The following is a 13160-nucleotide window of genomic DNA, read 5'->3' on the forward strand; positions in this document are numbered from 1 at the left end:
TCTACGTCAGGGTTTTAACTCAAGCGTAAAGCGGGTTGATCTTGTCGACATTGATGCCGTACTTCTTGATGGCTTCGCTCACCTTCGCGACCGGCACCGTGCCCTCTTCGCTGAGCGCCTTGAGCGCCGCCACGACGATGTAGTGGCGATTGATCTCGAAGTGCTCGCGCAGCTTGCTGCGGAAGTCGCTGCGGCCGAAGCCGTCGGTGCCCAGCACCTTGTAAGTGCGTCCCTTGGGGATAAAAGGCCTGATCTGCTCGGCGTAGGCCTTCATGTAGTCGGTCGACGCGACGACGGGGCCGGTGTGCTTTTCGAGCTGCTCGGCCACAAACGGCACCTGGGCTTTTTCGGTGGGGTGCAGCAGGCTCCAGCGTTCGGCGTTCTGGCCGTCGCGGGCCAGCTCGTTGAAGCTCGGGCAGCTCCAGACATTGGCGGCAACGCCCCACTCTTTTTCAAGCAGCTCTTGCGCGGCGATGGATTCACGCAGGATGGTGCCGGAGCCCAGGAGTTGCACGCGTGGCGTGAGTTTGGCGCCCTCTTTGCAGAGGTACATGCCCTTGATGATCTGCTCTTCGGTGCCGGGCTTGAGGCCGGGCATGGCGTAGTTCTCGTTCAGCAGCGTGAGGTAGAAGTACACGTTGTCCTGCTTTTCGACCATGCGCTTGAGGCCATGGTGCAGGATGACGCCGACTTCATGCGCAAAGGTCGGGTCGTAGCTGATGCAGTTCGGGATGGTGCCGGCCAGGATGTGGCTGTGGCCGTCTTCGTGCTGCAGGCCTTCGCCGTTGAGCGTGGTGCGGCCCGAGGTGCCGCCCAGCAGGAAACCGCGCGCCTGCATGTCGCCGGCCGCCCAGGCCAGGTCGCCGACACGCTGGAAGCCGAACATCGAGTAGTACACGTAGAACGGGATCATGATCCGGTTGTTGGTGCTGTACGAGGTGGCGGCTGCGATCCAGCTGCTCATGCCGCCGGCTTCGTTGATGCCCTCTTGCAGGATCTGGCCCTGTTTGTCTTCCTTGTAGTACATGACCTGGTCTTTGTCGACCGGCGTGTACTTCTGGCCGTCAGGGTTGTAGATGCCGATCTGGCGGAACAGGCCTTCCATGCCGAAGGTGCGGGCTTCGTCGACCAGGATGGGGACGACGCGCGGGCCCAGGGCCTGGTCGCGCAGCAGCTGCGTGAGGAAGCGCACATACGCCTGCGTGGTCGAGATTTCGCGGCCTTCGGCGGTGGGCTCGATCACCGACTTGAAGGTCTCGAGCGCCGGCACGGTGAACTGCTCGTCGGCCTTGACGCGGCGATGCGGCAGGTAGCCGCCCAGGGCCTTGCGGCGCTCGTGCAGGTAACGCATTTCGGGCGTGTCGTCGGCCGGTTTGTAGAACGGGATGTCGGCGAGCTGGCTGTCAGGAATCGGGATGTTGAAGCGGTCGCGGAAGGCCTTGATGTCCTCGTCGGCCAGCTTTTTGGTCTGGTGGACGTTGTTCTTGCCTTCGCCGATCTTGCCCATGCCGAAGCCCTTGACGGTCTTGATCAGCAGGACGGTGGGCTGGCCTTCGTGCTTGACGGCCGCGTGGAAGGCCGCGTAGACCTTCTGCGAGTCGTGGCCGCCGCGGCGCAGGTTCCAGATGTCGTCGTCGCTCATCTTGGCGACCATCTCGAGCGTGCGCGGGTCCTGGCCGAAGAAATGCTTGCGCACGTAGGCGCCGTCATTGGCCTTCATGGCCTGGTAGTCGCCGTCCAGCGTGTCCATCATGACCTTCTTGAGCGCGCCGTCCTTGTCGCGCGCCAGCAGTGGGTCCCAGTTGCTGCCCCAGATGAGCTTGATGACGTTCCAGCCGGCGCCGCGGAACTCGCCTTCGAGCTCCTGGATGATCTTGCCGTTGCCGCGCACCGGGCCGTCCAGGCGCTGCAAATTGCAGTTGATGACGAAGACGAGGTTGTCGAGCTTTTCGCGTGCGGCCAGACCGATGGCGCCCATGGATTCGACTTCATCCATCTCGCCGTCGCCGCAGAAGACCCAGACCTTGCGGTTTTCGGTGTTGGCAATGCCGCGGGCGTGCAGGTACTTGAGGAAACGGGCCTGGTAAATCGCCATCAACGGGCCCAGGCCCATGGACACGGTGGGGAACTGCCAGAACTCGGGCATCAGCTTGGGGTGCGGGTAGCTGGACAGGCCCTTGCCGTCGACTTCCTGGCGGAAGTTGAGCAGTTGCTCTTCGGTCAGGCGGCCTTCCAGGTAGGCGCGGGCATAGACGCCGGGCGACACGTGGCCCTGGATGTAGAGGCAGTCGCCGCCGTGGTTTTCGCTCTCGGCATGCCAGAAGTGGTTGAAGCCGGCGCCGAACAGGCTGGCCAGCGAGGCGAAGGAGCCGATGTGACCGCCCAGGTCGCCGCCGTCGGCGGGGTGCAGGCGGTTGGCCTTGACCACCATCGCCATGGCGTTCCAGCGCATGTAGGCGCGCAGGCGTTCTTCGATCTCGAGGTTGCCGGGGGAGCGCTCTTCGTGGTCGGCTTCGATGGTGTTGACATAACCCGTGTTGGCCGAGAAAGGCATGTCGATGCTTTTCTGGCGGGCATGCTCAAGGAGTTGTTCGAGCAGGAAGTGGGCGCGCTCGGGGCCTTCGCTTTCGATGACGGCGGACAGCGCGTCCATCCACTCGCGGGTTTCCTGGCTGTCTTTGTCCAGTGCGTCGTTGGCGGCGGCGCGCAAGTTGTCGCCGGCTTGGGTGGGGTTGGCAGCCATGTTTTGTCTCCTGAGTAGCCTGATAAAGCTTGTTAACCTGCTACCCAGCCTCTTGTCGGGCTGCGCGCAGTGCCTGGGTCTGTTTGGGTCTAAACGTGTTGTAAACGCAATTTAGATTCAAGTCTCTAGTTTCTCACAATATTCCACAGATTTCAAATCGTGCTCATTGATTTCACATTAAGAAATTTATAAACACAAACGAAACAGCCTGTGCGTCAGGCCGAACATGGCCGGAACTGAAACGCAAGACATCTCCGGGGTGTCGCAGCTGCCGGGTTTCTCCTCCAAAAGACAAGGGTCAACGCGGCCCGTCAAAGGCAACTCACTTAAACTGCTCCTTCCCTATGACCCAGCAAGCTCCCTCTCCTGCAGACGCCGCAAACCCCGCCCCCATCGCCTTGTGGCGCCACTGGTGGCGCAGGCAGTCGCCATCGCGGCAAGACCGTTTCATCACGCTGGGGCCGCTGCTGGCGGTTGCACTCTTTCTGGCTGCGGTGATCGCAGCATTTGGTTACCTTCGCATTGAAGAGATCGACCGCGAACAGCAAGCCGTCAAGCGCGATGTGGAGTACGCGCAGCAGCGCTTGCGGCTGCGCCTGCTGGAGCGGCAAGAGCAGCTCATGCGCATAGGCCGCGACGTCTCGAACAAGGAAGTCGACACCGAAGAATTCATCACCCAGGCCGAGTCGCTGGTCAACCAGTACCCGGAGCTGATGGCGGTCACCTGGGTTGACAGCAAGCGGCGCATCAAGGTGGCCTATGTGTCGCCCAGCGCCAATGCCAGCCAGCTGCGCGGCGCCGGCGAGCAGCTCAAGGTGGGCGAAACCGACGGCACCTATGAGCTGGCCAGGGATTTGCGGCAACCGGTTTATTCACGGCCGCTGGCGGCCAAAGAGGCCGGCGGCTACAACACACCGACCCTGCAATTGCAGGTGCCGCTGGACGACCAGGGCAAGTTTGCCGGCGTGATCATGGGTGAATACTCGATCGACGGGCTGCTGCGTTTTGGCGTGCCGACCGAGGTCACCGCCAAATACGCCGTCACGCTGGTGGATGACAAAAACGCCGTGCTGGCCGGCAACCTGCCGCCGCCCCGCAATCCTGCGGCCCGGCTGCTGCCCTGGTCCGACAGCGCCGCTGAATACGAGATACCGGTCTCGCCGGTCGGCAACGGCCTGCTGATACGGGCCGAAGGCTACCGTGCCTCGCTGGGCGTGGTCGGCAGCGGCTTCTTCTGGCTGGTCAGCGCGCTGAGCGCCCTGACGGTGTGGATGCTGCTGGGCACCTGGCGCCACACGCGCCGCCGCGTGCAGGCCCAGCAGGCGTTGATCTCCGAAACCAACTTTCGCCGCGCGATGGAAAACTCCATGCTCACCGGTATGCGCGCGCTCGACCTGCAGGGCCGCATCACGTATGTGAACCCGGCTTTTTGCCAGATGACGGGCCTGACCGAAGGCGACCTGGTGGGCCGCACGCCGCCCTTCCCGCACTGGCCTGAAGGCGAAATCGAGACGCTGATGGCGCGTCTGGACGATGAACTGCACGGCCGCACACCGCCGGGCGGTTTTGAAGTCCGGGTCAAACGCAAGAACGGCCAGATTTTTGACGCCCGCATGTATGTCTCGCCGCTGATCGACCCGCGCGGCCAGCAAACCGGCTGGATGACCTCGATGACGGACATCACCGAGCCCAAACGCGTGCGCGAAGAGCTGACGGCCTCTTACGAACGCTTCACCACGGTGCTCGAAGGCCTGGACGCGGCCGTGTCCGTGGCGCCGCTGGGCAGCGAAGAACTGCTGTTTGCCAACAAGCTGTACCGCTCCTGGTTTGGCGGCGAGGTGTCGGGCCACCTGAACCTGATCGCGCAAGCAGGCGTGCCCAGCGCCGTGCCCACCGACGACACGCTGGATGCGGTCGACGGCCTGGCCGGCCTGCCGACCGACACGCTGACGGCGGCGCAGACAGAAAACGCCGAGATTTTTGTTCCCGAGCTGAGCAAGTGGCTGGAAGTGCGCTCACGCTACCTGACCTGGGTGGACGGGCGCCTGGCCCAGATGGTGATTGCCACCGACATCACGCCGCGCCGCCATGCCGAGGAACAAGCCGCCCAGCAAAACGAACGCGCCCAGACCGCCAGCCGGCTGATCACCATGGGCGAGATGGCGTCCAGCGTGGCGCACGAGCTGAACCAGCCGCTCACGGCCATCAACAACTATTGCAACGGCATGGTGTCGCGCATCAAGGGCAAGCAGATCAGCAACGAAGACCTGCTGGTCGCGCTGGACAAGACCGCCAAGCAGGCGCACCGGGCCGGGCAGATCATCCAGCGCATCCGCGCCTTTGTGAAGCGCAGCGAACCCAACCGCACCGCGGCCGACGTGGCGACCATGGTGAGCAATGCCATGGAGCTGGCCGACATCGAGCTGCGCCGCCACCATGTGCGCCTGAGCCACTACATCGCGGCCCGCCTGCCGGAGATCATGGTGGACCCGATCCTGATCGAGCAGGTGCTGATCAACCTGATGAAGAACGCGGCCGAGTCCATCGAGCAGGCGCACATGCCCACGGCGCGCCGCAGCGTGGAGCTGCGCGTGGTGCCCAAACACATTGAAGACCAGGCCGTGGTGGAGTTTTCGGTGCTCGATTCGGGGCGCGGCCTCTCGCCCGAAGTGATGGGCCGGCTCTACGAAGCGTTTTATTCCACCAAGGCCGAAGGCATGGGCATAGGCCTCAAACTGTGCCGCAGCATTGTCGAGTCCCACCAGGGGCGGATGGAGGCGGAGAACCTCTACAATGGGGACGAAGTGGTAGGGTGCCGGTTTACCTTCTGGATCCCCGTAACGCCCCTGATGGCGCCCACGGCGCCTGCTAGCGATACCGTAACCACCAAGGACACCGGCGTTCATTGAAAACATTCAGGAACCGTCTTTAAGAAGTTCACGAAAGAAAGTTTGGCATGAGCTTGATTCCCAAAAAAGGTACCGTCTACGTCGTTGATGATGACGAGGGCGTGCGCGACTCGCTGCAGTGGCTGCTTGAAGGCAAGGACTACCGGGTGCGCTGCTACGACTCGGCCGAAACCTTTCTCTCCCGCTACGACCCGCGCGAGGTCGCCTGCCTGATCGTCGACATCCGCATGGGCGGCATGACGGGCCTGGAGCTGCAGGACCGACTGGTCGAGCGCAAGTCGCCCCTTCCCATCGTGTTCATCACCGGCCACGGCGACGTGCCCATGGCGGTCAACACCATGAAAAAAGGCGCCATGGATTTCATCCAGAAGCCCTTCCAGGAAGAAGCCCTGGTCAACCTGGTCGAGCGCATGCTGGAGCAGGCCAAGGAAGCCTTCAGCGACTACCAGCAGTCCGCCAGCCGCGACGCCCTGCTCGCCAAGCTCACCTCGCGCGAAGCGCAGGTACTTGAACGCATCGTGGCGGGCCGCCTCAACAAGCAGATCGCCGACGACCTGGGCATCAGCATCAAGACGGTGGAGGCGCACCGCGCCAACATCATGGAAAAGCTCAACGCCAACACCGTGGCCGACCTGCTCAAAATCGCCCTGGGATCCAACGCACCCAAGGTCTAACCCCCTTTTGCTATCTTTTTGATAGCTCATAGCGCCCGTGTTGATTGGACCAGCGGGCGTTTTTACTTTAAAAACCGATTACAAAATGACTGCCCAGCTGATCGACGGAAACGCCCTCTCCAAACAACTGCGCGCCGAAGTCGCCCAGCGCGCCGCCGCCCTGCTGGCGCGCGGCGTCACGCCGGGCCTGGCGGTTGTGCTGGTGGGCGAGAACCCCGCCAGCCAGGTCTATGTGCGCAACAAGGTCAAGGCCTGCCAGGACAACGGCCTGCATTCGGTGCTGGAGCAATACCCCGCCACCCTGAGCGAAGCGGACCTGCTGGCCCGTGTGGACGCGCTCAACAACGACCCCGCCATTCACGGCATCCTTGTGCAGCTTCCGCTGCCTGCGCACATCGACGCACAAAAGGTCATCGAATCGATCTCGCCCGCCAAGGACGTTGACGGCTTTCACGTCGCCAGCGCCGGAGCGCTCATGGTCGGCCAGCCGGGCTTCTGGCCCTGCACGCCTTACGGCTGCATGAAAATGCTGGAAAGCATCGGCTACGACCTTAAAGGCAAGCATGCCGTGGTGATAGGCCGCAGCAATATCGTCGGCAAGCCGATGGCGCTGATGTTGCTGCAAAAGAACGCCACCGTCACCATCTGCCACAGCGCGACCAAAGACCTCAAGGCCATGACGCTGCAGGCCGACGTGATCGTCGCGGCTGTCGGCAAACGCAAGGTGCTGACGGCCGACATGGTCAAGCCCGGCGCCGTCGTGATCGATGTGGGCATGAACCGCAATGACGAAGGCAAGCTCTGCGGCGACGTGGACTTTGACGGGGTGAAAGAAGTGGCGGGCTACATCACGCCGGTGCCCGGGGGTGTCGGCCCGATGACGATCACCATGCTGCTGGTCAATACGCTCGAAGCCGCGGAAATGGCCCCCACGGTCGCTCACTCCGTGTAGCTTCCTGCCCCCCGAGGGGGCCGCTGCGCCTGCGGCCTGGCAAAGCCAGTTCCGCGGCCCCGGCTGGCAAAGAAGCGTTCCCTTGCAGCACGAGCCTTCAGGTGGCAGCATCCCTTTGCAATACGGCAGCCAGGCGCCAGAGCGCCAGGCCGGCGCAAAGCCACTGCACCACATAAAGCGCCGTACCCAGGCCATGCCAGAGCTTGAGGTTGCCGCCCTCGGCACGCGCGCTGACGATGCGCGGCGCGATGCCGAACTCCACCAGCAAGGCCAGCAACAGGCCGGCCACTATAAATTTCATAGCAGCTTGTGCTTGCTGCGTAAGGGCTGCATCGTCTTTTTTATTAAGAACCAGCAGCAGCAACATGGCGCAGCCGGTGCTCAGCCAGGTTTGCGCGGTGAAGAGTCTGGCAGCCATGGCGCCGGCCACCGCAGGTGTGCCCAGGTTGGCGAACAACATCGGCACCACGACGAATCCCAGACCCGTCAGGCTGCCCCACCAGAGGGCCGCCACCATCACATTGAAGCGTTGCTTCATGGCTGTGGTATCTAACTCTAGATGTACATCACCGAAATGATTTCGTAGCGCTTGATCCCGCCGGGCGCCTGGACTTCAGCCGTATCGCCTTCGTCCTTGCCGATCAGCGCGCGTGCAATCGGTGAGCTGATATTGACCCGGCCCAGCTTGATGTCGGCCTCGTCTTCACCCACGATCTGGTAAGTCACCTTGTCGCCGGTGTCTTCGTCTTCCAGCTCGATGGTCGAGCCGAACACGACCTTGCCGCCGGCGTCCAGTGCGGAGGGATCGATGATTTGTGCGGCAGAGAGCTTGCCTTCGATTTCCTGGATACGGCCTTCGATAAAACCCTGGCGATCCTTGGCGGCGTCGTACTCGGCGTTTTCGCTCAGGTCGCCCTGGGCACGCGCTTCGGAAATGGAATTGATGACCCAGGGGCGGTCAACGGTTTTAAGCTGGTGCAGTTCGGCCTTCAGGCTCTCTGCGCCGCGCTTGGTGATGGGGATGGTTGCCATGTTTTTGCTCCTGCAAAAGCGAAACCGCCACCAGTCACCTGGCGGCGGCGCTTGAATCCAAAATTTCAGTCAAACAAGTTTAATGCAAATCAGGTCTGGCCCAACCCGGAAATAGCCCGGAAAACCCCCGGCAAAACCCGACTATCAAGCCAGCTGGGCATGCAGTTCCTGTACTGAATAGACATTCAGGTTGTCCAGGTACTTCATGCCTTCCACCGCGGCTTCGGCGCCCGCGATGGTGGTGTAAGTCGTCACGCGGGCCAGCAGTGCAGAGGTGCGAATCTGCCGCGAATCGGTGATGGCGTTGCGCCGCTCTTCCACGGTGTTGATGACCAGCGCGATCTCGTCGTTCTTGATCATGTCCACCACGTGAGGCCGGCCCTCGGTGACCTTGTTGACCACGGCGCAAGTGATACCTGCCGCCTGGATGGCCGCCGCGGTACCCTTGGTGGCCACGATTTCAAACTTCAGGGCCGCCAGCTTGCGCGCGACTTCCACGGCACGTGGCTTGTCGTTGTTCTTGACGGTGAGGAAGACCTTGCCCGACGTCGGCAGTTTGGTGCCCGCACCGAGTTGCGACTTCACAAAAGCCTCGCCGAAGGTCTTGCCCACGCCCATGACTTCGCCGGTGGATTTCATCTCGGGGCCGAGAATCGTGTCCACACCCGGGAATTTCACAAACGGGAACACCGCTTCCTTGACGCTGAAGTAAGGCGGCGTGACTTCGTCCTTGATGCCTTGCGAAGCCAGCGACTGGCCGACCATGCAGCGCGCCGCCACTTTGGCCAGCTGGATGCCGGTGGCCTTGCTCACAAAAGGCACGGTGCGCGAGGCGCGCGGGTTGACTTCCAGCACGTAGATCACGTCCTTGCCGTCGATGTTCTGGATGGCGAACTGCACGTTCATGAGGCCGACCACCGTCAGCGCTTCAGCCATGGCTGCCGTCTGGCGCTTGATTTCGGTGACAGTTTCCGCGCTCAGCGAGTATGGTGGCAACGAGCATGCCGAGTCGCCGCTGTGCACGCCGGCTTGTTCGATGTGCTCCATCACGCCGCCGATAAAGGTACGGCCTTCCGGATCGCGCAGGCAGTCGACATCGCACTCGATGGCGTCGTTGAGGAAGCGGTCCAGCAGCACGGGCGAGTCATGGCTGACCTTGACGGCCTCGCGCATGTAACGCTCAAGGTCGCGCTGCTCGTGCACGATCTCCATGGCACGGCCGCCCAGCACATAGCTGGGGCGCACGACCAATGGGTAGCCGAGCGCTGCAGCTTTTTCGAGCGCTTCGGGCTCGGTGCGCGCCGTGGCGTTGGGCGGCTGGCGCAGCTTCAGCTCGTGCAGCAGCTTCTGGAAGCGCTCGCGGTCTTCGGCCGCGTCGATCATGTCGGGCGAGGTGCCGATGATGGGCACGCCGTTGGCTTCAAGGTCCAGCGCCAGCTTCAAAGGCGTCTGGCCGCCGTACTGGACGATCACGCCCAACGGTTTTTCCTTGTCGACAATTTCAAGCACGTCTTCGAGCGTCAGCGGCTCGAAGTACAGGCGGTCAGAGGTGTCGTAGTCGGTCGAAACCGTTTCGGGGTTGCAGTTGACCATGATGGTTTCATAGCCGTCTTCGCGCATGGCCAGCGCCGCGTGCACGCAGCAATAGTCAAACTCGATGCCCTGCCCGATGCGGTTGGGCCCGCCGCCCAGCACCATGATTTTTTTCTTGTCAGTCGGTGCGGCTTCGCACTCGCTGCCTTCGGCCTCGTAGGTCGAATACATGTAGGCGGTGTTGGTCGCGAACTCGGCAGCGCAGGTGTCGACGCGCTTGTAGACCGGGCGCACGCCCAGCGCGCGGCGTTTCTCGCGGATGGCCGTGTCGGTGGTCTTGAGCTGCTTGGCCAGGCGGCGGTCGGAGAAGCCTTTTTGCTTCAGCGCGCGCAGCGTGACGGCATCGATCCTGTCGAGCGAGGTGGTTTCGAGCTCAAGCTCGATCTTGACGATCTGCTCGATCTGCACAAGGAACCACGGATCGATCTTGGTGAGCGCAAACACTTCGTCGACGCTCATGCCCTGGGCGAACGCATCACCCACGTACCAGATACGGTCAGGGCCAGGCGCGCCGAGTTCTTTCTCGAGCACTTCGCGGTCTTGCGTCTTCTCGTTCATGCCGTCGACGCCGACTTCCAGGCCGCGCAGCGCTTTCTGGAAGGACTCCTGGAAAGTGCGGCCCATGGCCATCACCTCGCCCACCGATTTCATCTGGGTGGTCAGGCGCGAATCGGCGGCCGGAAATTTCTCGAACGCAAAGCGCGGGATCTTGGTGACGACGTAATCGATGCTGGGCTCGAAGCTCGCGGGCGTTGCGCCGCCCGTTATTTCGTTACGCAGCTCGTCCAGCGTGTAGCCGACCGCCAGCTTGGCCGCGACCTTGGCGATCGGAAAGCCCGTGGCCTTGGAGGCCAGCGCCGAAGAACGCGAAACGCGCGGGTTCATCTCGATCACCACCATGCGGCCGTCGACCGGGTTGATGGAGAACTGCACGTTGGAGCCGCCGGTGTCCACACCGATCTCGCGCAGCACGGCCAGCGAGGCGTTGCGCAGGATCTGGTATTCCTTGTCGGTCAGCGTCTGGGCCGGCGCCACGGTGATGGAGTCACCGGTGTGCACGCCCATCGGGTCCAGGTTTTCGATCGAGCAGACGATGATGCAGTTGTCGGCGGTGTCGCGCACCACTTCCATCTCGTACTCTTTCCAGCCGAGCAGCGACTCTTCGATCAGCAGCTCGTTGGTGGGCGAGGCTTCGAGGCCGCGCTTGCAGATGACTTCAAACTCTTCGGAGTTGTAGGCGATACCGCCGCCGGTGCCGCCCAGGGTGAAGCTGGGGCGGATCACAGTCGGGAAACCGACCGTCTTCTGGACAGCCCACGCTTCGTCCATGCTGTGCGCAATGCCGGAGCGGGCTGAGCCCAATCCGATCTTGGTCATCGCGTCCTTGAACTTCAGGCGGTCCTCGGCTTTGTCGATGGCTTCGGGCTTGGCGCCGATCAGCTCGACCTTGTACTTGTCAAGCACACCGTTGTGCCAGAGGTCGAGCGCGCAGTTCAGCGCGGTTTGTCCACCCATGGTCGGCAGGATGGCGTCGGGACGCTCCTTGGCGATGATTTTTTCAACCGTCTGCCAGGTGATGGGCTCGATATAGGTAACGTCGGCGGTGGCCGGGTCGGTCATGATCGTCGCAGGGTTGCTGTTGATCAGGATGACCTTGTAGCCCTCTTCGCGCAAAGCCTTGCAGGCCTGTACGCCGGAATAATCAAACTCGCAGGCCTGGCCGATGATGATGGGGCCGGCGCCGATGATGAGGACGCTTTTAATGTCTGTGCGCTTAGGCATTCTTCTTCTCCCCAGCCTGTTCCATCAGCGCGGTGAAACGGTCAAACAAGTATGAAATATCGTGCGGGCCTGGCGAGGCCTCCGGATGACCCTGGAAGCAGAACGCCGGCTTGTCGGTGCGGGCCAGGCCCTGCAGCGTGCCGTCAAACAGGCTGATGTGCGTGGGCCGCAGGTTGGCGGGCAGGCTTTTTTCATCGACCGCAAAACCGTGGTTCTGGCTGGTGATGCTGACGCGGCCGCCGTATTTGTCGTCATTGGTCAGGTCTTTGACCGGATGGTTGGCGCCGTGGTGGCCGAACTTCATCTTGAAAGTCTTCGCACCGCTGGCCAGCGCCATGATCTGGTGGCCCAGGCAGATGCCGAAGGTCGGGATGCCGGTTTCAATCAGCTCGCGCACTGCGGTGATCGCGTAGTCGCATGGCTCAGGGTCACCTGGGCCGTTGGCCAGGAAAATGCCGTCGGGTTTGAGCTTGAGCACGTCGGCCGCAGGCGTTTGCGCCGGCACCACCGTGATGCGCGCGCCGCGCTCGGCCATCATGCGCAGGATGTTTTTCTTCACGCCGAAGTCGAAGGCCACGACGTGGAACTTCGGGGTAATCTGAACGCCATAACCGGCGCCCAGTTTCCATTCGGTCTGCGTCCACTCGTAAGTTTGCTTGACGGAGACGACCTTGGCCAAATCCAGGCCAGCCATGCTGGGCGCGCCGCGGGCGGCCGCAACGGCTTTTTCGATCGCGGGCTGGCTCATTTCTTCGCCTGCAGGCAAAGCCATGATGCAGCCGTTCTGGGCACCCTTGGTGCGCAGGTGGCGTGTGAGCTGGCGCGTATCGATGCCGGCGATGGCGACGGTGTTTTCCTTGACCAGGTATTCGGACAAGGTCATGGACATGCGGAAGTTCGAGGCCAGCAGCGGCAGATCCTTGATGATCAGGCCGGCGGCGTGGACTTTTTCAGCTTCGACGTCTTCGGCGTTGATGCCGTAGTTGCCGATATGCGGGTACGTGAGGGTGACGATCTGCTGGCAGTAGCTCGGATCCGTGAGGATTTCCTGGTAGCCGGTCATGGCGGTGTTGAACACCACCTCGCCGACTGTGGAGCCTGCGGCCCCGATGGAGTTGCCGATAAAGACCGTGCCGTCTGCGAGCGCCAGGATGGCGTGAGGGGTTCTTCCTGATTTTCCCTGTAGAGACAAAAGCACTGGGTTCTCCGGGTTGGTTACGGTTCGCCCAAGCGTGCACAAGAAACGTCTCGGTGAGACTCTTGCTGGCTGCCTTAGTTGGCTGCTTTTGTGAGGGTGTTTGCTTTGTCTGCGCTCGGGCGAAGCTGTGTTTTGAAAAGCCCCTGATTATAGCTCGAGGATGTGGCCCCCACGGTCGCTCACTTCGTGTAGCTCCCTGCCCCCCGAGGGGGCCGCCCGCCTGCGGCCTGGCAAAGCCAGTTCCGCGGCTCAGACTGGATGGCCCCCACGGTCGCTC

At 62.4% G+C, this 13160-nt stretch carries 8 protein-coding genes; 3 read left to right on the plus strand and 5 right to left on the minus strand.

Annotated features, from left to right (window positions below):
* Positions 1-19: 19 nt before the first annotated feature.
* Positions 20-2743, minus strand: coding sequence for a pyruvate dehydrogenase (acetyl-transferring), homodimeric type (gene aceE / locus DT070_RS18470; RefSeq protein ID WP_122956720.1), 2724 nt, complete (start codon positions 2741-2743; stop codon positions 20-22).
* A gap of 344 nt (positions 2744-3087) precedes the next feature.
* Here aceE and DT070_RS18475 point away from each other — a divergent pair, with 344 nt between their 5' ends.
* The 3 genes from DT070_RS18475 (at position 3088) to folD (ending at position 7278) form a co-directional block, all read left to right on the plus strand.
* The gene (locus DT070_RS18475) at positions 3088-5652 is read left to right on the plus strand and encodes a PAS domain-containing sensor histidine kinase (protein ID WP_122956721.1); all 2565 of its coding nucleotides are present in this window, start codon (positions 3088-3090) and stop codon (positions 5650-5652) included.
* 47 nt (positions 5653-5699) lie between these two features.
* Complete coding sequence (locus DT070_RS18480; protein WP_092125738.1) at positions 5700-6326, plus strand: response regulator transcription factor; 627 nt, start codon at positions 5700-5702, stop codon at positions 6324-6326.
* Between the two features lie 85 nt (positions 6327-6411).
* Positions 6412-7278, plus strand: a complete 867-nt coding sequence (gene folD / locus DT070_RS18485; RefSeq protein ID WP_122956722.1) for a bifunctional methylenetetrahydrofolate dehydrogenase/methenyltetrahydrofolate cyclohydrolase FolD — start codon at positions 6412-6414, stop codon at positions 7276-7278.
* A 97-nt stretch (positions 7279-7375) separates the two neighbouring features.
* Here folD and DT070_RS18490 read toward each other — a convergent pair whose 3' ends face one another.
* The 4 genes from DT070_RS18490 to carA form a co-directional block, all read right to left on the minus strand.
* Positions 7376-7816: a DUF4149 domain-containing protein gene (locus DT070_RS18490; RefSeq protein WP_122956723.1), complete on the minus strand. Its 441-nt coding sequence runs from the start codon at positions 7814-7816 to the stop codon at positions 7376-7378.
* Between the two features lie 17 nt (positions 7817-7833).
* On the minus strand, positions 7834-8310 hold the full coding sequence (greA, locus tag DT070_RS18495) for a transcription elongation factor GreA (RefSeq protein ID WP_122956724.1): 477 nt from the start codon (positions 8308-8310) through the stop codon (positions 7834-7836).
* Positions 8311-8454: 144 nt separating this feature from the next.
* Positions 8455-11685, minus strand: a complete 3231-nt coding sequence (gene carB / locus DT070_RS18500; RefSeq protein ID WP_122956725.1) for a carbamoyl-phosphate synthase large subunit — start codon at positions 11683-11685, stop codon at positions 8455-8457.
* Positions 11678-12883, minus strand: a complete 1206-nt coding sequence (carA, locus tag DT070_RS18505; RefSeq protein ID WP_122956726.1) for a glutamine-hydrolyzing carbamoyl-phosphate synthase small subunit — start codon at positions 12881-12883, stop codon at positions 11678-11680. Before carA ends, carB begins: the two co-directional genes overlap by 8 nt.
* Positions 12884-13160 lie beyond the last annotated feature (277 nt).

The organism is Polaromonas sp. SP1 (assembly GCF_003711205.1).
In the GTDB taxonomy this organism is placed as follows: Bacteria; Pseudomonadota; Gammaproteobacteria; order Burkholderiales; family Burkholderiaceae_C; genus Polaromonas.

Coding starts and splice junctions, on each gene's coding strand:
- DT070_RS18475 (WP_122956721.1), top strand. CDS start 3,088: ATGACCCAGCAAGCTCCCTCTCCTGCAGACGCCGCAAACCCCGCCCCC.
- greA (WP_122956724.1), bottom strand. CDS start 8,310: ATGGCAACCATCCCCATCACCAAGCGCGGCGCAGAGAGCCTGAAGGCC.
- folD (WP_122956722.1), top strand. CDS start 6,412: ATGACTGCCCAGCTGATCGACGGAAACGCCCTCTCCAAACAACTGCGC.
- DT070_RS18490 (WP_122956723.1), bottom strand. CDS start 7,816: ATGAAGCAACGCTTCAATGTGATGGTGGCGGCCCTCTGGTGGGGCAGC.
- aceE (WP_122956720.1), bottom strand. CDS start 2,743: ATGGCTGCCAACCCCACCCAAGCCGGCGACAACTTGCGCGCCGCCGCC.
- DT070_RS18480 (WP_092125738.1), top strand. CDS start 5,700: ATGAGCTTGATTCCCAAAAAAGGTACCGTCTACGTCGTTGATGATGAC.
- carB (WP_122956725.1), bottom strand. CDS start 11,685: ATGCCTAAGCGCACAGACATTAAAAGCGTCCTCATCATCGGCGCCGGC.